At 57.1% G+C, this 20,805-nt stretch carries 21 protein-coding genes and 1 pseudogene; 1 reads left to right on the top strand and 21 read right to left on the bottom strand.

Going from position 1 to position 20,805, the window contains the following annotated elements:
• Window positions 1-11: 11 nt before the first annotated feature.
• The 4 genes and pseudogenes from SPIGRAPES_RS14010 to SPIGRAPES_RS17610 all read right to left on the bottom strand — a co-directional run bounded on the left by SPIGRAPES_RS14010 (window position 12) and on the right by SPIGRAPES_RS17610 (window position 2,421).
• Complete coding sequence (locus SPIGRAPES_RS14010) at window positions 12-494, bottom strand: hypothetical protein (RefSeq protein WP_041384707.1); 483 nt, start codon at window positions 492-494, stop codon at window positions 12-14.
• A 99-nt stretch (window positions 495-593) separates the two neighbouring features.
• Window positions 594-1,430, bottom strand: a complete 837-nt coding sequence (locus SPIGRAPES_RS14015; RefSeq protein ID WP_155816767.1) for a hypothetical protein — start codon at window positions 1,428-1,430, stop codon at window positions 594-596.
• A 21-nt stretch (window positions 1,431-1,451) separates the two neighbouring features.
• Window positions 1,452-1,862, bottom strand: a pseudogene (locus tag SPIGRAPES_RS17605) (radical SAM protein); the annotation flags it as partial.
• 1 nt (window position 1,863) lies between these two features.
• Entirely contained in the window at window positions 1,864-2,421 is a 558-nt protein-coding gene (locus SPIGRAPES_RS17610; protein ID WP_425358206.1) for a hypothetical protein, read from the bottom strand.
• A gap of 101 nt (window positions 2,422-2,522) precedes the next feature.
• On the opposite strand from SPIGRAPES_RS17610, the gene SPIGRAPES_RS17085 reads away from it, so the two are divergent.
• Complete coding sequence (locus SPIGRAPES_RS17085) at window positions 2,523-2,840, top strand: hypothetical protein (protein ID WP_155816769.1); 318 nt, start codon at window positions 2,523-2,525, stop codon at window positions 2,838-2,840.
• Here the strand turns inward: SPIGRAPES_RS17085 and SPIGRAPES_RS14030 are convergent.
• The 17 genes from SPIGRAPES_RS14030 to SPIGRAPES_RS14110 form a co-directional block, all read right to left on the bottom strand.
• Entirely contained in the window at window positions 2,837-6,154 is a 3,318-nt protein-coding gene (locus SPIGRAPES_RS14030) for a hypothetical protein (RefSeq protein WP_014271409.1), read from the bottom strand. The genes SPIGRAPES_RS17085 and SPIGRAPES_RS14030 overlap by 4 nt on opposite strands.
• A gap of 15 nt (window positions 6,155-6,169) precedes the next feature.
• On the bottom strand, window positions 6,170-7,216 hold the full coding sequence (locus SPIGRAPES_RS14035; protein WP_014271410.1) for a hypothetical protein: 1,047 nt from the start codon (window positions 7,214-7,216) through the stop codon (window positions 6,170-6,172).
• Window positions 7,217-7,228: 12 nt separating this feature from the next.
• The gene (locus tag SPIGRAPES_RS14040; protein WP_155816770.1) at window positions 7,229-8,965 is read right to left on the bottom strand and encodes a hypothetical protein; all 1,737 of its coding nucleotides are present in this window, start codon (window positions 8,963-8,965) and stop codon (window positions 7,229-7,231) included.
• Between the two features lie 69 nt (window positions 8,966-9,034).
• Window positions 9,035-11,359 carry a tape measure protein gene (locus SPIGRAPES_RS14045; protein WP_014271412.1) on the bottom strand — a complete coding sequence of 775 codons (2,325 nt, stop codon included), beginning with the start codon at window positions 11,357-11,359 and terminating at the stop codon, window positions 9,035-9,037.
• Between the two features lie 224 nt (window positions 11,360-11,583).
• Window positions 11,584-12,033 (bottom strand): hypothetical protein, encoded by a 450-nt coding sequence (locus tag SPIGRAPES_RS14050; RefSeq protein WP_014271413.1) that lies wholly within the window; start codon window positions 12,031-12,033, stop codon window positions 11,584-11,586.
• 5 nt (window positions 12,034-12,038) lie between these two features.
• Window positions 12,039-12,998, bottom strand: coding sequence for a phage tail tube protein (locus SPIGRAPES_RS14055; protein ID WP_014271414.1), 960 nt, complete (start codon window positions 12,996-12,998; stop codon window positions 12,039-12,041).
• Between the two features lie 23 nt (window positions 12,999-13,021).
• The gene (locus SPIGRAPES_RS14060) at window positions 13,022-13,480 is read right to left on the bottom strand and encodes a hypothetical protein (protein WP_014271415.1); all 459 of its coding nucleotides are present in this window, start codon (window positions 13,478-13,480) and stop codon (window positions 13,022-13,024) included.
• Window positions 13,477-13,995, bottom strand: a complete 519-nt coding sequence (locus SPIGRAPES_RS14065) for a hypothetical protein (protein WP_014271416.1) — start codon at window positions 13,993-13,995, stop codon at window positions 13,477-13,479. Before SPIGRAPES_RS14065 ends, SPIGRAPES_RS14060 begins: the two co-directional genes overlap by 4 nt.
• A 1-nt stretch (window position 13,996) precedes the next feature.
• Complete coding sequence (locus SPIGRAPES_RS16680; RefSeq protein ID WP_014271417.1) at window positions 13,997-14,542, bottom strand: hypothetical protein; 546 nt, start codon at window positions 14,540-14,542, stop codon at window positions 13,997-13,999.
• 80 nt (window positions 14,543-14,622) lie between these two features.
• On the bottom strand, window positions 14,623-14,871 hold the full coding sequence (locus tag SPIGRAPES_RS14075) for a head fiber protein (protein ID WP_014271418.1): 249 nt from the start codon (window positions 14,869-14,871) through the stop codon (window positions 14,623-14,625).
• A 12-nt stretch (window positions 14,872-14,883) separates the two neighbouring features.
• Complete coding sequence (locus tag SPIGRAPES_RS14080; protein WP_014271419.1) at window positions 14,884-16,086, bottom strand: phage major capsid protein; 1,203 nt, start codon at window positions 16,084-16,086, stop codon at window positions 14,884-14,886.
• Window positions 16,087-16,097: 11 nt separating this feature from the next.
• On the bottom strand, window positions 16,098-16,826 hold the full coding sequence (locus SPIGRAPES_RS14085) for a head maturation protease, ClpP-related (RefSeq protein WP_014271420.1): 729 nt from the start codon (window positions 16,824-16,826) through the stop codon (window positions 16,098-16,100).
• Window positions 16,759-18,087, bottom strand: a complete 1,329-nt coding sequence (locus tag SPIGRAPES_RS14090; RefSeq protein WP_014271421.1) for a phage portal protein — start codon at window positions 18,085-18,087, stop codon at window positions 16,759-16,761. The genes SPIGRAPES_RS14085 and SPIGRAPES_RS14090 overlap by 68 nt, the downstream gene beginning before the upstream one ends.
• A gap of 18 nt (window positions 18,088-18,105) precedes the next feature.
• Complete coding sequence (locus SPIGRAPES_RS14095) at window positions 18,106-19,707, bottom strand: terminase large subunit (RefSeq protein ID WP_014271422.1); 1,602 nt, start codon at window positions 19,705-19,707, stop codon at window positions 18,106-18,108.
• Window positions 19,708-19,778: 71 nt separating this feature from the next.
• The gene (locus SPIGRAPES_RS14100; protein ID WP_014271423.1) at window positions 19,779-20,003 is read right to left on the bottom strand and encodes a DUF7678 domain-containing protein; all 225 of its coding nucleotides are present in this window, start codon (window positions 20,001-20,003) and stop codon (window positions 19,779-19,781) included.
• A 136-nt stretch (window positions 20,004-20,139) separates the two neighbouring features.
• Complete coding sequence (locus SPIGRAPES_RS14105) at window positions 20,140-20,319, bottom strand: DUF5049 domain-containing protein (RefSeq protein ID WP_014271424.1); 180 nt, start codon at window positions 20,317-20,319, stop codon at window positions 20,140-20,142.
• Complete coding sequence (locus SPIGRAPES_RS14110; RefSeq protein WP_014271425.1) at window positions 20,312-20,758, bottom strand: gamma-glutamylcyclotransferase family protein; 447 nt, start codon at window positions 20,756-20,758, stop codon at window positions 20,312-20,314. The genes SPIGRAPES_RS14105 and SPIGRAPES_RS14110 overlap by 8 nt, the downstream gene beginning before the upstream one ends.
• Between the last annotated feature and the right edge of the window lie 47 nt (window positions 20,759-20,805).

Below are 20,805 nucleotides of genomic sequence, written 5' to 3' on the forward strand. Positions count from 1 at the left end.
GTTTTTGTCTTTCAAGACTTCCGTTCATGTATCGCGCCTTCCAAATTTGTCAGATGTTTGTTGACCTCGGTGTACTCGCTGCTAAGTTGTTTGAAACGGTCCTGATATGTGTGCTGGTCCATTGCTACATTGGCATTCTCGGTATTGAGTTTTTCCATGCGTGAGACAATTTCGCGACGTTCAACTCTCACCGCTTCCAGCTGTGCTTCATTTTGGGAAGTGTTGAAGATTTCTTCGGTTAGCTTCCCAAAGTTTCCTATGATTTCATCCTTACGAGTGATGATACTGTTGACCGCTTTTACGAACATGTCTTGCAATGCATCCTCATACAAGTGTGGAGAGCTGCACTTGTGGTGACGATCAGCATATTTTTCATTGCACTGCCAGACAATCTTAATGAAATATTGGGAAGAGCTGTCCTCACAGTTAATACTATTGAAAAGATTGCAAACCAGATCAGTTCGCAGCAAAAGGTTCAAAACGATGATAGACATATAGATCTTTCTGAGTTTCCAACAGAGACGATTCTAGCAAAAGAGTAATTTACTTCATCCCTAAGAATATCGTCCCAAGCATTGGATATTCAATGCCGTTCATTGTTTGATACTCTGGATCCCATGCCGGTTCCCTTTCTCCATTGCTTCAACAGCCCAGTCGATCGGTTCCAATCCCTCAAGCCGGTTGTACTCGTCCCAGTACCGTCTGGCCCATTTGACCAGCAGCTTGGTTATCTCGCAGATGTAGGTCGTCCGCCTGAATTCGCCGAACTCCGAATAGCAACCTCCGATGCAGTATGAACAGGCACTCTCCACCTCGCAGGTCCTGCACTTTTCGTCGAGTGAGCAATTGGAGCGATAGGCGCCTTCGCGCACTCTCAGAAAGTTCTCCTTGTGGGTAAACCCTTCCTTGGCAGTCCCGACGATGAACTCTGCCTTGTCGATTTGGGTATGCGGCAGCCATCTGATGCACGGATAGATCCTACCGTCCACCGAGAGGGCAGGCATGGCTCCGCTTCCGCAGTGGCCGGTACAGTCCCAGTCAGGTCCTGTGGACAGGTGTGCGTAGCCGAATTGCTCCTTGCTGAGCATGCTCCAAAACAGATCGTCGCGATGCTCGAGTACATAGGCGGTGCACTTCTCCATCTGACGGTCCAACTCATCATAGTCGGTTTGTGTGCATCCGGTATCCTCCATGATGAAGTTCTGGTTGATGTACCGCAGTCCCAGCTGTTCATGCAAATACACCAGCGAGTCGTAAAGGTAGGGGATGCTCTGGCGGTTTGCGGTGGACTTTGTCTGCATCGACTGGATCGGGAAGGTCTTCTTATACCACGGCCAATGGCGGATGATGCTCTGCATCGAACCGGACCCATCGGAGAACACCCGGTTTGCGTCATGGATCTCAGGACAGCCATCCAGCGATATGCCCACCAGCAAGAGGTCCTTGTATTTCTCGCAGAACCGCCTGGCCTGCTCGGAAAAGAGCGTGCCGTTGGTGGAAATGGAGAAATGAAGCTTGCCCCGCCAGTTTTTGGCATTGGGGGTATCGGTGGTCATCACCTTGGCCAGCGTGTAGGAGCAGATCTCATCCAAAAACGGCACATCCATGAAGCTGTCGCCACCGATGAAGTCCACAACCAACCCTTTCTGGTAGGCCTTGCGGAACACTGGATCCGGATCATCGAGCAGCCCTGCAGGATCGGGATCGGTGAGGATGTGGCCGATGAATGCCTTCGCATCCTCCATCGAAAGCGTTCTTCTTCTCTTGTGCACCTCATAGCAGTAGGTGCACCTGAGGTTGCAGTCTTCGGTGGTGTTCAGCGTCACGTTGAACAAGCCGGGTTCTCTAAAGGGAATGAGCATATCAGCCTCCAATGCGGGATGAGTTCGAGCAACCGCTCGAGCAGGAATTCTTGCATGCACCCGAGCAGTTCACATTGCAACTGGCGTTGCAGTTGGTACTGCAGGAGGTACAGCCCGAGCAGGCACTTTGGCAATTGCCGGTGCATCCACCACAGCCGCGACATCCTCCGCATCCGCTGCACCCATGGCACGAAACACACCACAGTCCCCCTTTACAGCTGTAGCAGTTGCCCGAACATCCGCTGCAGCCCGAACAACCGCTGCACCCGGTGCACGAACTGGTACATCCTCCGGTGCAATTGTGGCAGCCGTTGTAGCACGTCGAGGTACACGTATTGCTGCAATTGGCACAGCCGCGCAGATCATTGATGTCCTGTTTGTACTGGTCGATCTGGCTCAGCAGATTGGCGCTGATCAGGCTCCCCGTTGCAACCGATGAGATGGGGTAGGTGGTGTACAGAAGCGCGCGGGTATTACCCTGCAGAGCATCCTTCATCGAGTTCATATCCGAGGCTCTCATGGGAAGGCCGATGGCAAAGCCAGCAGGCGGGGAGAACACATAATAGTTGTCGTAGCGCTGGTAGCCGTTGACAAGGAAGGCCTCCTGGATCGCCTCGAAGCGGCTTTTGATATCATTATAGGTTCCCATCACGGCTCCTCATGGGCGAAGCACTCACCGTTGATCACCAGGAGCTCGCCCTCCGGGTAATTGTAATGGCTACGGACGCGACGCTCCCAGGTGGCATACAGGAACCTGCCCTCCGCCATCTCGTCGAAGACAGCCTTGAAGTAGGCGTAGATGTCCCTGTCCTGCTCAAATCGGTAGGATGCGTACACCTCAGCCTTCAGGGCGGTCTGTGCGGTATTGATCTTATCGATCGCCAGTTGCATGTCGGCGATCTCACTGTCGTCCAAGATAAAGGGCAGCTTGGTCAGCTGCCGTCCACATTCATTGCATTGCATGGTTGTTCCTCCTAGTTCCATACAGCCCCCCACACCTTGTTGGCGGTGCCTTGTGTATTCACATTTCCCGTCACATTACCGGTGACGTTGCCACTCACATTCCCACTCACGCTCCCTTGCAGATTCCCATGGAACGTGTTCGCATGGACATTCGCATATGGATTCGAGGACACGCCGATATCAAATTGGCTGGCTTGTTGGGGATACAGGGCCTTGGTATATGCTCCCTTCGCCTCGGCGATCACGGTGAAGGAGATCGAAAGGGCAGAGAACAGGTCGTTGCTGCGGATGCGAGAGGTAACTCCCCCGGCACCGGTGATCGTCAAACTGGTTCCCGACCAGCTTACGATCGCAGGACTCGCCACAGGTCCTTCGATGCTGTTGTAGATGCGGCTCCAGGCAATGGCGATGCTTTGGAACATGTCGAAGGCCCCGGCAGCCACCTGGGTGCCAGCTTTGAAGATGCCTGCGAACTTGTAGTAGAACGAGCCTAGAGCTGCAGAAAGGTTGGTCCCGTCGAAGATGAACGTGCCGGCATAATAATCCTTTGCTGTGGTATGGCTGCTGATCTTTGCCCCCTGCCCATCCAGGAGGTTCACTCCCACATCATAGGCGCTGTAGTTGTAGGCTGCACTGAGTGTCCCGGCCGTATAGGAGGTGGGTGTTGCCTCACCCAGCGTTAGGGCACTGAGATACCCCGCGCTGTCGATGGCGTAGAACACCCGCTGTAGCGTGGTACCCGTCGAAACGGGATTGGCTCCACTGGCGGCATAGACGGCAGCTCCCATTTTGGTGGGCGTGTAGCCCAGGGAGCGTTTGGACCAGATGGTTCCTCCGTTGCCCGAGACATAGTAATACGCACTGCCGTATTCATAGGCGATGAAGAACCCGTTGCCCCAAGCTATGCTGCTGGGGCACGTGCTGGCGATATTGATTGCACTCCAGTTCATCCCGTCTGTGCTTCGATACACCGATGCTGATGAGAGGGTGACATAGCTTACCTGGATGTAGACGCCGTTTCCGTATGCGATTCGCGAGTTCATGAAATCGTTATTGTAGGATGGGAATGGATGGGCACAGGTGAAACCTGCGGCTACCCATCCGCTTCCGTTGGTCGAGCGTTTCCAATCGGAGGCCCCTCCGCCAAGCACATGGGCGTAAAAGTATCCATTGGCGAAGAACAGGTTGTCGTAAGCCTCGCTGGACAGCTCGCTCCACGAAGTGCCGTTCGCTCCACCGGAGAGTACCCGGCGTTGGACCGAGCCCGAGCAGATCGCCAGGAAGATACCATTGCCGAATGCCAGACCAATGGTGGAAGGATACGCAGTGCTCAGCGAATAGGATGAGACCGAGCCCACGTTCCCGGTGGGAAATGATTTGAGCGTCGAGCCCCACGCGACTACCATCCTGCCGTTTCCCTCCGCCAAGTGAGGGGTTGATGAGGATGTCGAACTGATGCCAGATACTCGTCCGGTCGTACAGGCAGCCGGGTCATACAAAACGCCGCTGAGCACTTGGCGTACCTTGACCGTCTTGCCCGCAACCGTCGCATGGTCGAGGGTGCGGCTCTCGTAGTCGCTCCAGGTGCCCCCTCCATCGAGCGAGTACTGCTTCTTGCCTGCAACCTCAGCACCTGTGGAGGTGATTTTCGCAAGGTAGTTGACTCCTCCGAGCTTTAGTGGAGACTGGGTGTAAGCAGGCAGGGCAGGGACGGTGAAAGCGGTTCCCGCATTTGCCGTGGTGACCTGCTGGTTGAGCAGGCTGCGGTCCTGATCACGCTCGCCAGAAGAGGTGACATGCAACACGTTCTCGAAGACGGTGGATACAGAGCCACCTTCCACCTTGGTGGCCATGAACGAGCCGCCCTTGTGCACAACCGCGTTGGCTGCGACCAGGGCGATGAGGTCCCCCATCACCGTCCCCATGTCCCAATAGGGGGTGGAGGACAACGAGCCGTTGAATGATTCGCCGGTACGTACCTCGTTGACGGTGCGCAGCACATCGGCATCAAGGCGCTCGATGCGGGTCTCCGAGAGATCGGCGTTGCGGATGACCGTACCGACGAACTCGCTGGTTCCGTCGCTGTTGATGATGAAGCCCGAGTTCCCATCCCCGATCGCATGCTTTCCCATCGAGCGGATGCGTCCGGTATCGATGATCTGCAGATCCTGTGTGGAGAGCACATCGATATTCGCCGACTGCGCATACAGGGTACGATAGTATGCGTACAGTGCGGTGGAGGTGACGGGAATATTCGCCCCACCGAGGAGCACCGCGTTGCCGCATTTGCTCATCGCCTCGGGATATTGGGCTGCGTTCTGGCTGGTGATGGGAATCCACGAACCGCTGGCGAACACCTGGGGAACGTAGTCGTCCCCCGTCTGCAGCACATAACAATCCCCTTCGATTGCATCGCTGATGGTCCCGGGACCTCCCAGGATCCCGTAGCTCCTGGTGTACTCGGTCACATCGTTGGCCGAGAGGGTGAGTGTGCGTATCATCGTCTCGGTACTACCCAGACGGGTATAAGACATCGTGCAGGTGATATCGATCTGGGGTGGCGCCTGCTTCTTGGGGATGGTGAGTGTCAGCTCTCCTCCCGCATAGGATTCGGCATTGATCAGCCATTGGAAGGTAGCGTTCTCGTACCCCCGGCTATCGGCAGTGAGGACCACGACCGAATTTTCCACGCTGCGTACATTGCGCTCATAGGTGCTTCGGTTGCTTTTGATGGAAAACGAGATCGAATTGCGCAGCAGGGTGTTCGCCCCGACATCCAAAAAAGGTTCTGCGTAGGTGATATGGGGTTCTTGGGGAGTGGAGTCGCTCCACACCTGTTTGACGCGCGTCCAGTACTCATAACCGTAATACCAAGGGCCGGGCAAGCTTTCGCTCCACTGTGTAGCGGCCCCCGGAGATAACCCTTCTTCAAGAAGCGCGAACTGGTGGATCGGGGTGACACTGAGCCCATCGGATCCCGCCTCCCCGTCAGAGCCCGCCTCTCCGGTCTCACCATAGGAGACGAATGAGGTGGCCAGCAGCTCGGTCTTGGACGAATCGGTGTAGATCTGCACATCGAAGGCACCCGCCGAGCTGTAGCTGTACGAGCGAACTCCACCTGTCATGGTCCCGCTTGCACCGCTTTGGGCCCAGCTGCTGCCGTCCCAGCTGCGTGCATGCACGTATACCGAGGGTGTGTACAGCGACCCGTTCTTGTAGAAAGCCAGATCCAAAATCCCTGAGGAGGCAGAAGACATCGTCAGCTGCAGTTGGTACGAGGGAGCATCGCTGAGGGATGTGAGGGTATAGCTTGCGCCGGTTAGTGCCATGTGTTCTCCTTTTGGTCAGCTGACAGAACAGAAATAGGTGGCCTTGATCAACACGTCGTCGTGCGAGACGGATATTGCCTTCTTCTTGGTGGTGACGATCGAGCCATGGGCAACCGCCGTGGGGGTGAACGCCACCGCTGTTCCGTCCTTGTCGGTCTTGGTCCAGCTGTAGGTGAGGCTCACCCCGGTCCCGTCGATCTCCTCGCCGTTCTGATACACACGGCAGATGAGGGTGGTGCTTCCCGTGTCGTTCTTGAAATAGCTTCCCGCGGTGGACTCGATGACCGCCTGGTAGGGATCGGTGACGTCCAGGATCGAAACGGCCTCGGTGTCGTAGCTGATGTTGAAAGTGTCGGAAGTGGCGTCGGTGTCCAGAATTGAGCACTTGAACATGGCAAACGAATCCACCATGGAAGGAGTGACAGCCAAGGTGGCCGCAGTTGCTCCTGCGATATTTTCCCAGACGGTCCCGTTGATCGATTTTTTCCACTGGTAGTCGAGGTTTGTCGTGTCCTTGGTGGTACCGCGGATGAGCTCGGCCTTGAGCGACAGGGAGGAGGGGCTGTGGTTCTTGAACTGGCTGCCTCCGGTGGCGTAAGCCCGGGCGACCACGAATGAGGTGCCGTTGGCCACCCGCGAGAGGGTGATGGCGACCGTCACGGGAAAGGCGAGGTTCAGAACCGGGTCGGTGTAGGTGCCGCTGAATTGGTAGTCGATCTGCCACACATCGGTCGTGAGCTTGTCCTCACTCACCGTGAGTACCCCGCTGGTGGCATTGATTGTTTCACCGTTGGAACCGCTGGTGACCGTAGTCCAGGTGGCAGAACCCGCGATGCGGCGCTTCCAGGTCTTGGCTGTCATGGTAGAAACGACATCGGTCCCTCCGGCCTTGCGCACCACGGGGGTGAGCTGCAGCGAGGTGTCTCCTGCCCACGAGGGGTTGAGGGTCTGGTTCGATGTATCGTACAGGCTGGTGAGGGGCAGATTGCTGTCGATACCGGTGATGAGGGAAATACCGTCGGTATAATCCATCAGCGTGAAACTGGCGCTTGTCTTTGCCATTGTATGTGCTCCTTATGCTTCGTAGCCGGTCAGGTCGATCTCACAGAAGAAGACCGTACGCCCGACGCAGTCTGCGTTTTTGATTTCGACACTCTTATGGGCGATTGCCTTTGATGAGGTGTTCCACCGCCCGTCATCGATCGGGTCGGCACTGAGGCGCTTCCACCGAAAGCGCGAGGCATCCAGCTCTTCGGTGATCTCGGTGGTGTTTTTGTGGACGTGGCAGGTGAGGATCGTATCGACCTGCTCGGGCCGGAAGATCGAGCCGTTGGACGACTGGATGGATACGGTGTACGACGATCCGTCCACCCCCGGTGGCCCCGGGGATCCGACGGTGTCGTTCTTGCCCCTGTCGAGTACCTGAAGGTAGGCTGGGGCACTCAGGTCGAATGCCGAGATGCCCACCGCCTCGTAGCGGTACACCGCACTCTCATCGGTGAAGGTGCGTGCGGTCACCAGGACTGAAACATTCAGGCCGCTGAAGGCATCGTCGATCAGGCGTACCAGGGTGCCGCAATTCAAGTCGACGGCCGAGAAGAATGTGTACTGGCTGCCAGCATGGCGGTGGAACTGGCCCAGGAGGTTCGCATGTTCTTGGGCCAGGGTTCGCTCGTGTACGAACACCAGCTCCTCGGAAAGCAAATTGTCCGAATTTTCACCTTCGTAGACGCTGTCGGCTGTCCTGACGATGTTCGTGTCACGCACATAGATGATATCGGCATAGGCATCGAGTCTGGTGATGTGGTAGGCCAGCGTCCCGTTGTTGTGCGCCGCCACCTGCAGGTACGGACCGCCTGCAGCAGCGATGTTGGCGGTGATGTAGCCGCTTTCGGCGGTGAACTCGGTGCGCACGTTCGAGACGGCGATGATGTCGCTCGATCCCACGATATCGATCTCACTAGCGGCGTTGCAGGCTTCGATGAGGGCTAGAGTGCGGAAGCTGTCCGTCTGGGCTTCGGTCCACTCTCCTTGGGTATAGATTTCACTGCCGTCGAAGTGCGCACCACCTTCCAGCTTGAGGTAACAATACGGGTGCCCATCCCCTCTTTCTGTGGTATTGCGGTACACCAGATAGTCGCCTGCCGTCCCTAAACGGGTAAATGAAACCCGCGCACTCTTGTACTGGCGGATCTTCTTGGAAAGCGTGATCGCCTTGCCTCCCACCACAACCAAGTCGTCCTTATCGAGGGTGGGAAGGTTCTCAGTGGAAGTGCAGTCCACCTTGAAGAGCCTGAGGTGTCCCAGTGCATCAAAGAAATACACATGACCCAGTTCATACACCAATTGGTCCAACAGCTCGCCGCAGGTGACCGATCCATCCACGCTTCGGGTGACCGGTGCAGTGAGGGAAATGCAATCTGGTGATACGGTGATACCCGCTCTTGTGCAGATAGAGGCGATCGCCTCGCTGGCTGTGCAGTTGAATAGGTGCCGTCCACTTTCGATGAAAGCCTTTCCCAACAACCGGGTGCCGGTGTCCTCGATAGTGATCGCCAGCGCTTGCTTTCCGCTGTCGGTGAGCATCCAGTTGTAGCTGGTGGACAGGTATCCGGTGAACACGGTTCCTGCCCCATCGGCGAGGATGGCTTTCACATCGCCTTCGGTGGCGATGATATCCTCGATTGCAGGGCAAGCCTTATCCAAGAGCAGATCAACCTGATTCGAAGCGCTTTTCAAGCCGGACAGCAGCTGCTGGTGGAAGGTGATCGACCTGCGTGCGATATGCTGTTCGCCGATCGTCTGTACCAAGGAGTGTCCCTCCTCGAGGTCGCCTCCCAGGAAGGTGAGGGTGAGAGAGGGGCTGTGTATGATGCTCATCTAGGTTGTCACTCCGTAGTAATCCAGCCGCTCGAACTCGCCTCGGATCATCCGGGCGAAGGCGCGCATCCCGTCGCTGCCTACAACCGGTGCCTGCTGGTAGATGTTGATGGTCACTTGCGTCGCTCCCTGATACCCTGCGTTTCCCACTGCCGTGGTGGTGGAGACCGCGTCGGTTGCCACGCTCCCCTGGTCTGCGATCGCATCGATGTTCGCCAGGCGATCAGCAAGGCCGCTGAAGGCGTCGCTGGAAAAGGATCCGGGACTGGATGCATAGCTTTTCTTTCTGAACGGGTGCACCAGGTTGTAGGCCGCGGTGGCAATCACGGACCCGAGGTACTGCACCCAGCTTCCGAGCCACGACAACAGGTCCGCGACGTACTGCAGTGGGCTCATGAGGATCGTGAACGCCTTGGCCACCAACAGCAGGATGGGTGAGAATGCCATCATGATGCCGCTGATGACCTGGAAGACCGGGGCAAGGCTTTGCAATACAGGGGTAAGGACCGCCATGAGGATGTTTCCCACCAAGGCGAAGGCTGTGTGCAGCACATCCAAGACCGGCAGGAACAGACTTGCCAAGGTGGTCCCGATCCAGGTGAAAGTGTCCACCAGTGGCTGGAACACCGCCGTGAGCGCCGGCTCCATCACCGATACGAACCCCTGGAGGATGGTGAGCAGGATGCCCAAGGGAGAGAGGGTATTGAAGATGATGTCGAGGATCGGCTGCAACGTTGATATGATCGCGGTAACCCCTCCCAGCATCTCGGTGGCCACCATGCCCATAAGGCCTCCGCTTACGTCCCCGAACAGGCCGGTGAACACACTGGTCAATCCGTCAGAGAGCATCGAGGCGATCTGAGAGCCCATGCGTGTGTCGGTCTGCTTGGTGTTATCGGCTGTCTCAGCTGTAGAGGCTGCCGTGCCCTCACCACTGGAGGCGATCTGGGAAAGCAGCTTGGTCTGATTCGCCGCATCAGCCTTCTGGGCGATCGCCTCAAGGTCAGGTGCGACAATCTCATCGAGTGCAGTCTTGAAATCAAGGCCGATATCGCCGTACAGGGAAGAGACCATGTCGGCACTATTGAGCACGACCGTCTGGGCGGTATCGATCGCATCGGTGAGCGCATCACGCAACAGCGGTCCCAGATTCTCAAAGCTCTGGTCGGCTTGCTGCTTGTAGAAGGTCGCCTCATCCTTGCTTTCAGCGGCTCCCATATCAAGGTTTGCCAGCTTGTCACCCAGGCCGAAGATCTTTCCCACCCAGGTGCCCTGGATCTTGTCCCCCGCCTTGTTGATCGCATTCTGGAATGCCCCCAGGATCGCACTTTCGATGTTCAGCGCGATGTAGGTGACCCAGCTGATGATGCCCACCACTGCATTGCCCAGCAGCTTGGGAATGCTTTCGAACACCGCCTTGAGCATGGCACTGATGACGATGCCGATATTCTGGGCTGTGGTGGTGATGATCAGCTTGAGCGAATCCCACTCGAATGTGCGCTTGAGCAACTCCCACACGGTGGAAAGCGTCAGCTTGAAAGCTTGGGGCAGGTTCTTCATCACCGCCCCTACGTAGTTGATGAGAGCAGTGAGGTTGGTCTTGATGCCGCTGAAAGCTACATCGAGGTTACCCAACCACGGACCGAAGTTGTAATCGATGATGCCGCCCACCTGCTGGCGGATGTCGCCCCAGGTGTTCTTCATGTTCGTCAGGTGTTGGGCGGTATCCCCATCGGCCATCATCGCCGAGTACTCTCCGAGCTTGTCGATCACCTTGTCGACCGCCGCTCCGTGTGCGAGCTCGTCCTTGGTGAGGCCATCGAGCTCGATGCCGAGCTTTCTCAGCTCCCCGGTGGCCCCGGTGTAAGAATCCAGCAGGTTCATCATCGAGCCGTTGAGGTCCTTGCCCGTCACGTTGGACAGGTACACTGCAGCCTCGGAGATGCTTTCAATTTCGTCGGCACTCTTGCCCAGGGCGGCCAGCTGGGCGACCATGGATTCGATATCGCCCTTGCCAGAGAGTGTCTGGCTGCTCAGCCGCTCGACCACGGCAGTAACCTTCTCATACGAGGTGCTGTCGCCCAGTGCGAGGGCGAGTTGCTTGTAGGATCGTTCGGCAGCGGAGAACTCGGAGAATGTTGAGCTCACCGCGCTTCCCAAAGCCTTCACTGAAGCGATGATCGCGGTGGCGGCGAAGGCGCCTTTAAGCACTCCACCCAGTTTGGTTGCAGCACCCTTGAGGCTTCCCAGGTCGGCTGCAGCTGATTTGACAGCCCCTCCGATGTCGTTCTGGCCTTTGATGATGACTTTCGCTTGTGCTGCCATACTCGCTTTCCCCTTATGCAATGTAAAGGGCGCCCCATGGACGCCCTGTGATTAGTGTTTCTGTGTCATTTTCTTAGCCTGCTCATGCACATGTCTCCGGTAGTTGAGCTGAATCAGCTTGAGGATCTGCATGCTCATGTACGGCTGGTCCATGAGAGAACCAGCGAACGGTAGGTGCCTGAAGTCCCCGCTCTCAGAATCGCAGCAGGGAAGGAAGATATCGGTTATGTAGAAGAGCCAGTGGCCGTACTCGGCGTAGAGCTCTGCGCTTCTTCTTCCGTTGAAGACCTCGCAGCAGAGGGATGCGATCTGCCGCCGCTCGCGTCCGCACGGGAAAAAAAAGCGGCATGGGTGTATTCGTTGACGACCTTCACCGTCAGATCCAGCGACTCGAATACCAGAGAGGCAACCTCGCGGTTGTCCATCTTCTTTTTGGCATCCGCATCCTCGTAGAAGTTGTGGTCAACCAGGATCGAGGGAAGCAGATCACGAAGGAGGGTGAGTGTCTGGTTCTCCCCCTGCTCTGAGGCTTCCTTGAGTCGGAGCATCTCCAAGGTGGGCAGTTCCTTGAGTACGATATAGGCTTCATCGTCCGCCTTGAGGCCCACCAGTGTTCCCACTTCAATGCGCACCTTCTGTATGCACGCGTCATAATGTCTTGTCTTGATGAACATGTCTGTTATCCTCCGTAGGGTGTCGAAATCTTGTCGGTGATCACGATGGTGATGGGCTCTTCGGTGCCCACACTGAGTGCCTCGCCTGCAACGGTGGAGCTGAGTATGCCCGTTCCCCCGACATTCGCATCCACCTCGCTGATCGCCACATGCGAGAGGGTGATGGTAATGCTGTGCCCTGCACCAGGGGATGAGAAGGTCAGCTGAACAGAAGCGTTCTCCTCGCTGGTCAGGTACGAACTCTTGAGCGTTTCCACCTCGGCGCTGTAGGGGATCTCGAAGTTGATGGTCACAGCTCTCTTTCCATGCTGGGGCCTGCCTGCATACAGGCCCGAGGCATAGGTACGCGGGGAGCTTTCGAGCGCGTTGTCGATCTTCAGTGATGCGCTGGTGATGTCGTACGTGCTTCCGTTGACCGTGAAGGTCGCATTGGTGCACCGGTACGAGGGGATGGAGAAGCTCTTCAGTGCCTCTTCAATGGTTCCGTTCTCTTCAGTGGTCCCCTTGATGTCTATGCTGCCCTTCACATAATCGCCGGCTGCGCAATCCAGGCTGAGGGCGCTGATGGTGCACCCCGCGTAGCGCTTGATTGCCGCCTTGCGGTCGATGGTGAAGGTGAGGCTGGGAAGTGCCTCGTTCACATCGCAAAGGCCGATGGTGTGGGTGTACGATTCCGAGTCTCCCACCTGGGCGCAGGTGTCTTCTCCCCCCAGGGCGGCGTGCAGGATGAGACCGGCCGATTCGGGCCGGAGGATGAAGCTCACCGAGCCCTCCACCGTCACCGCCAGAAGATCGCGGTTCGTAGCAGTCTTGCTTCCCAGCAGCGAACCCTCGTCACCTTTCTCGACAGCCACCTTGATGCTTTCACTGGTCAGATCGACCAGTGTTGTGGGACTGGCAGCTTGGGCGAAGGAGCTTTCCTTGCCTGCCTGCAGCCGCGATCCCGTTCCTGTGTAAAATGCCATATGCGTTTCCTCTCTTGTGGTATCTAGAATTCCTTGGACCACTGCAAATCGATGCTTGCCTCGATGGCGGTGACCGTCGTGCTTGCGGTTACGGCAGGGTAGTAGTCCATGTCGGTGATGCGCGCGTCCTCGATGAATCCTCCCAGCGTGGGATCACCTCGTACGAGTAGGTACAGGGCTCCATACAGTGCGAATACACGCTTGACCAGAATCGCGTTGGGTGCACTCTTGCACAGGAGAAAGATGGTTGCGCGCATGGTGGCCAGGTCGCTGTTCATGCCCAGCGGCTCGAGGTTCTCATAATCGGGCTGGATGTAAAGCATCGTGGGTCGCCGCATGCTGTCCACATCAGGAAAGTCGATCTCTATGTTCTTATCGTCGAAGTGCTCGATGGAAATTCCCTCTTCGCTCTCCTGCAATCCGACCAAATCGGTGGCAATCACCGCCTTGAGCCTTTCGAGCACCTGCATCTCGGTTATCATCGTTTACTCTCCTTTTCAATGCGCGCCACTTCCCGCTGCACCAGCTGATCGAGCTTCGTCTTGAAGGCCGTTGTGCTCAGGTACTTCTTCACCGGAGCGGCCACAAAGTCGCGCTCGGGAAGCTTCACCGAGTGCACGCGCACCCATTTTCCGTCCTTCTGGAATGTGAGGTATCCCCCATCCTTGGCAGTGATCCGAGCTCCCTTGGCCAGTGCGTAGCCGTAGAATACTTTGGTCTCTTGTGAGGAAGCTTTGGCCTCGACAATGACAGCTTTACCGCTACGGATCACGCGGCGGCTGATGCTCTTGTACAGCGCCCCACTACCTTTAGAGAGCCCTTGGGACTTGTAGGCCTTACGTACCTGGGCTCTTGCGGCCGTACCGATGCCGCCCAGAATGCGACGCATCGCCTTGTGCCGCTTCGCCCCCAGACCCTCGAGGAAGGAAAGTGCCTCATCCAGTTCGGTTTGAACTGATATGCTTTCAGTGCTGTATCGTTTCCGTCTCTCAAACATGTCAGAACCCCAGGATGCGCAAGCTGTCCAGCGGTTGGAGGTATTTGCGGTAGTTGCTGTAATTGACGAACGTGCGGCTGTTGTCGGCAAAGCTCTTGCCTGTCAGGCCGATGTTCCCCCCGGTCTCGCTGAGCATGAGCGTGGCGATGCGTAGGATCGAGACGACGATCACCGAAGGCATCTGCTCGATTTCCCATCCAGCGGTGTAGCTGAGGCGGATATTGTCTTCCCCGATGGGAAACTTCGTGGCATGGTCGATGAAGCTGATGTAGTCGTCGTAGGTTTTCACCTGCGTGGTATCGATAGGCGTAGTCCCCATGATAAGAGACTCGACCGACTGGATATTGCGACAGGGTAGGTACAGGCGACGAGAGCCCGAGCCCGAGGCGACCACATCGGTATACTCCTGCTGCTTAGGATCGAAGCCCAAATACGAGGTCACGATATCCTCAGCAGTGGACAAGAAGGCGCCCTTGAGCTGCACGGCCTCGCTTACGTCCTCGTAGTTGCCGCTGTAGGTGTTGAACATGGCGATGCTTGCGATCATGTACTTCCTCCTTCATCAAGGTGATGGACACCCCGGCTCTCACCGGGATGCCCCCAAAAATCCTTGGAATCCGTTTACTGTCAGCTGGCCATCAGGCCCGCACTCCTTAGCTTTGCCAGCAGTGCATTGAAATCCATCACGAGCTCTTCGATGGTGGTCGCTGTGCTATCGACTTGGCTGGCAGCAGGAGTGAAGTTTCCACCGGGCAGCCCATCGATGATCGCCGCAGGATCGATGGTTACCTTCGCATTCGCTGCGAGGATGACCTCGCCGCCGATGACAGTTTTCTCACCGCCTTGCTCGCGGTAGTTCTTGGTGTTATATGACATCAATTACCTCCCTTAGGCTTTCTGCTGCAGGACCTTGACGGCCTCGCCGAGTATCAGTCGCCCATCCACACGCTGGGATCCGAGGAAGCCAACCTGTCCGGTCGGTGCGAACAGTTCGCCCAGGCGCTTGAAGGTACGTCCCTGGCGGTCGGCGATCCAGTAGTACGAGAAGTCCCCGAAGGCCAGCGTCTTGGCCCCGCTTGCGATTTCGGGCATGTAGGCCGAAGTCTTCACCGGACAGCTGAGGATAGTGTCGGGAGTGCCTGCAGTCAGCGAAGGCTGCCAGATGTACTGTCCGTTGCCGTCCTTGAGCTTGCGAAGTGCCTTGACGGTGGCATCATTGGTCACCCACACCGCGTTCTTGCGGTACGGACTACGAAGCGCATAATACAGGTCGATGACTTCGTCGGCATTCAGGGCGGTTGCGGAAGCCGCGTTGACGCCGATCTGTGCACCCCCTGTGGCCGCGAGGATACCCAGCGGCTTGCCCGATCCGTCCCCGGTGAAGAACGCTGCCTCTTCCTTGGCCCCGATGCGGCGGGCGAACTCGGTGGCGATGTAAGACTCGATGTCGAACACGCTGTCGTTGATGAGCTCCTCGCTCACCTTGATGATCGTACCCAGCTTGTAGGCGCTGATGGTCACCTGCCCGAAGCTGTCATCGCTCTCAGGATACGTTCCCTCCTCATCGATCCATGCCGCCTCGCCCTTGGATGCGGAAATGGGAATCTTGCGATCGCCGCTGGCAGTCTGGATGATCCTGGCAATTGAGCGGAACAGGTTCTCCTCCTCCAACGCTGTCACGAGGGTGTGTTCGAATTCGTCGGGCACCAGGTAGCCGCCTTCGGTGTCGGTGCCAACCTGCAATGCGTTACGCAGTTCTGGTGCGTTCTCGCGGCGTCTGAGGTGGTTCCAGAATGCCTTTCGATACTCGTCCGAAGCTCGTCCTGCTTTCTTCTCAGCCTTCTGCGCTCCATCGGGGCGGCTAGTGATCGGAGAGCCCACGTGCGCGTTCAGCTCACGCTCGAACGCCTCGATGCGCTCCTGTCGTTCGATCTCGTGGCCCAAATCCACGATCTCCTCTTCCATACGTTCGTAGGTGGTCCTATCCTCGGCGCTCAGGATGCCCTTGTCGTTGCGCCTGGAGTCGAGGAATGCCTTTGCCTGTTCCCAGGTCTTCGCGCGCTGTGCACGCATGTCGTTGATCTTTCCCATTGTGTCTTCTCCTATTGGGGTTTGATGAGATTCAGTCGTTTCTCGAGCTCGTTAAGCCCGGCTGTGCCTTCCTCAGGTGGCTCCTGGTCTTCTGCGATTGCATATGTTTCGGTGATCTTGTTCATCAGTGAGAGCTGCGAGGTGCGCATCGAGAACGCATACGAGGCCTCATTGGACGCTTTCTTCGCGTCCTCGAGGATCGCATCGGCGAAGCCCAGCTCGATGGCCTTCTTCGCGTTCATCCACGTCTCGTTGTCCATCAGGTGGCTGATCTTCGCCCGGGTGAGGGTCGTCTTGATCTCGTAGGCGTTGACGATGCTTTCCTTCACCTCATCCAGCATGCCGATGGCCTTTTGCATGTCCTGATGGTTGCCATAGGCGAGCGTCATGGGATTGTGGATCATCATCAAGGCAGTGGGCGCCATGAGCACCCTCGTGCCCGCCATCGCGATGACCGAAGCTGCGCTCGCTGCGATCCCGTCGATCTTCACCGTGATTGCTCCCGGATAATCCATGAGCATCGCGTAGATGCGACTCGCTGCGATGCAATCCCCACCGGGGCTGTTGATCCAGATGGTCACCTCGCCGTTGTAGGCGAACAGCTCATCCTTGAACTGCTCGGGGGTGACATCATCATCGAACCAGCTCTCCTCGGCGATCGTGCCCGAAAGCTCAAGGATTCTCGCTCTGCCTTCGTCTTCGCTCTGGTTTTTCCATTGCCAGAACTTCTTGTTCTTCATTACTCTCCTCCTGGGATGTGTTGGTAACCTTGTCTGCGAATGCCCCTGCCCGAGAGAGGGGGAGCATGTTTCCGTTGATGAGGTAGAGGTTCCCCCCGTCCTCGTCGGCTATCTGGTCCATGTCCTCCAGCGTTCGGATATCGTTGGCACTCATCCAACCGTTCTGGCGCGCGGTGGCATACCCGCCCATGCGGCTCTGGTAGTCGCCACGCAGCAGACCCTCGACGTTGAAGCGAAAGAAATGCGTCTGCTTCTCATCGGAGGCCAACAGTGCTCGCGAAAGCGCCTGCTCCCAGCGGATGACCCACGGGTCGAGTGTGTACTTGACGAACTCCAGGGACTGCTGCTCGATGTTGCTGAACGAGGACTTCTCCAGGTCCCCCACCATGTGCGGAGGGACGCGGAAGATGCGTGCGATCTCGTTGATCTGGAACTTGCGTGTCTGCAAAAACTGCGCCTGCTCGGGCGAGATCGAGATGGGGGTGTATTTCATTCCCTCTTCGAGTACCGCGACCTTGTGCGAATTGGATGAGCCGCCGAATTGGCCTTGCCACGTATCGCGCAGGCGGGAAGGGTCCTTCACCGTTCCCGGGTGCTCCAGCACACCGCTGGGAGCCGCGCCGTTGGCGAAGAACTTCGCCCCATACTCCTCGCAGGCGATCGCCATACCGATGGCATTCTTTGCCATAGCAATCGGCGAGTAGCCCACCAACCCGTCAAAGCCCAGGCCCGGTATGTGCAGCACCTCTGAGGCGTCCAGAACCACCGAGTTTCCCTGCATGGTGGGAGCGTCCTCGGCGCTGGTGGTGTATTGGTAGTAGAGCTTGCCATGCTTGTCGCGGTCGACCTGCATGCGGTTGGGCATCAGCGGATAGAGCGCGGCAACCTGGCCCTTGCCGTTTCGGATGATCTGCGCATACGCATTGCCCCAGAGCAGCAGGTGGGTCATCAGCGTCTCGCGGAACACGAAGCTGGTCATTTCCGCATTGGGCTCGCTGTGCAGCAGGGTGTACAGCGGATGATCCTTGGCCTTGTGTTTGCTCGAGTCATCGTCGTGACGGTAGAGGTGTAGCGGCAGTCCTGCGATCGCCTCGGCGAGGATTCGCACGCATGCATAGACTGCGGTCATCTGCATCGACGATCGTTCGTTCACCGCCTTGCCGGATGTCGATCCTCCGAAGAGAAAACTGTATGAGGACCCGCTGGTCCTGTTTTGCGGTTTGTCACGCGTTCTGGTGACAAGCTTGGATAAGAGTCCCATATGTGTATCTCCTGATTCCTAGATGAAGAGGATGCCTCGGTCCTCGTAGACCGATTCGCGCACTTCGTTGCCGCACCTGATCGCCCGGTCCAGTGCCATGATCGTGGCAACCGCGCCGTCGATCTTCTCGGTGGACTTCTGCTTGTCGGGCTTGATGTTCCCAGCCGGATCGGTGCGGATGAAAATGTTGTCCATCATCCAGCGGAGCACCGGATGGCCTGCATGTGCGATACTCCGCCCCAATACCAGCTTCATCAGCTCCTTGGTCGGGGGGCTCATATCTTTGAATCCCTGTCCGAAGGGCACCACCGTGTAGCCCATGCCCTCAAGGTTCTGCACCATCTGCACCGCTCCCCAACGGTCGAACGCGATCTCTCGGATGTTGTATCTCTTGCCGAGCTCGCCGATGAAGGCCTCGATGAAGCCGTAGTGGACCACGTTGCCTTCGGTGGTCTGTACGTGGCCGGTTCGTTCCCATACGTCGTAGGGCACATGATCACGCCTCACACGCAGGCCCAGGCTGTCCTCGGGTATCCAGAACCAGGGGAGGATCACGAACTTGTCATTTTCATTCCTGGGTGGGAATACGAGCACGAACGCAGTGATATCGGTGGTGCTTGAGAGGTCCAGTCCCCCGTAACAGACCCTGCCCTCGAGCTCCTCGGCATCGACGGGGAAGTTGCACAGGTCCCATTTCTCCATCGGCATCCAGCGAACAGCCTGCTTGACCCATTGGTTGAGCCTGAGCTGACGAAACACGTTCTCCTCGCCCGGGTTCTGCCTTGCGCTGTCACAGGCCGCCTTCACCTTCTCGAGGGTGATGGTATGCCCAAGCGACGGGTTGGCTTTCTTCCATGTCTTTGTATCGGTCCAGTCGTCGTCCTCTTCTGAGCCGTAGATCACCGGGTAGAAGGTCTTGTCGTGTTTGCGACCTTCGATGATGTCCTTGGCCTTCTGGTGCTGCTCGTAGCAGATGGAGTGCTGGTCGGTGCCTGCGGTGGTGATCAGAAAGAACAGCGGCTGGGCCCTGGCATCGCCCGAGCCCTTGGTCATGACATCGAAGAGCTTGCGGTTGGGCTGGGTGTGCAGTTCGTCGAAGACCACCCCATGGATATTGAATCCGTGCTTGGAGTAGGCCTCTGCGCTCAGCACCTGGTAGAAGCTGTTGGTCGGCAGGTACACGATGCGCTTGGTGGCGGCGAGGATCTTGACGCGTCGATTCAGCGAGGGACACATGCGCACCATGTCCGCTGCCACCTCGAAGACGATCGAGGCCTGCTGGCGGTCGGCCGCGCATCCGTAGACCTCGGCGCGTTCCTCGAAGTCCCCGCAGGTAAGCAGCAGCGCCACCGCAGCTGCAAGTTCGCTCTTGCCGTTCTTCTTGGGAATCTCGATGTAGGCGGTGTTGAACTGCCGATATCCATCGGTCTTGACGATACCGAACAGGTCGCGGATGATTCTCTCCTGCCAGGGAAGCAGCTTGAAGGGCTTTCCCGCCCAAACCCCCTTGGTGTGGCAGAGGCATTCGATGAACCCAACTGCACGGTCGGCCAGGGTCTTGTCGTAGGTCGATTCCTTTGCCATGAAGGATGTAGGGGTGTATTTCTTCGGTTTCGGCATAACTTATTTCATTCCTCAGGGCAAACAAAAAGGACCCGGCGTGGGTCCCTTCAAGTGGTGGGTACTTGTTGTCAGTTGTATGTTTTCTTCAGGCTCACAAGGGCCTGCCTGGTATCAGTGTCACGTGGCCTGATGTCCCAGCCGCGGTCATAGTTGCATACGACGTTGCCATTCCTCTTGAGCATCAGCTTGGAGATCCTGCCCTCGTCGATCCCGTATTCCGAACCCTCCCCGTACACCTTGATACAGTAGGTGAAAACGCTCTTCCCGATCTCCAAAGTTCCTTCTCTCCACATGCTCTTGCCTCCGTGTCCGTTTTGTTGGTGTATACATCCCTCAAATCGGAAACTATAGCAACCTGTTACAGAGCAATAATTTGAAGAAACACACTACTGGTGCAGAGTCGGGTATGACACCTTGTGAAGGCTCCTGTCATCCTTCGCCTGTGAGTATGAAGTGAGCGTATTCCCTTGTGTTGTCCCCATCAAGGTAGTCGACAAGTTCCGTAAGTCCCATCTGGGAGGCAATCCACTGGACCGCCCCCGTGTTGAACATGTTCGTCAGACCGCTGTCACGTACCTTGAGGATCTGATCCCTTATCTGCTCAGTCATTGGCGGCCTCCATCGATTCCATAACCGCCTGCTTGAGGATACCTTCATCGAAGCCACAGTCGTAGTAACCGTCAAGGATGGTCGAGTAATAGTATGCATCCGGCATCGCCAGCGGAGGTCCTTCGTTCATGACGTAGGCCATCGCCACCAACTCATCCCCGTCAAGGTTCACCATCAAGCGCTTTTTACGGTACAGGTGGGGGTGCCCTTCGTAGCGGTCCAAGGCCTTCTCGCACTTCTCGGTGATCTGCCAAAGCAGCACCGGAACCCTTGCTCCTCGTTTCATTTCGATGGTGGCCACGCCAGTATGTCGGCCTCCCCGAAACAACAGCTGATAATCATGCAGTACTGTTGTTCCGATGACTGCGGCATCGGGGCATCGCTCTCCCATCTGTTCGAGGTTCAGATTGCTTCCATAGGCCAGATAGACTTTCTTCATCGTTGTTACACTCCTTCACTTGGTCTTCTACCACCCCAAGGGCGGTT

The sequence above is a fragment of the Sphaerochaeta pleomorpha str. Grapes genome (genome assembly GCF_000236685.1).
Taxonomy (GTDB): Bacteria; Spirochaetota; Spirochaetia; order Sphaerochaetales; family Sphaerochaetaceae; genus Sphaerochaeta; species Sphaerochaeta pleomorpha.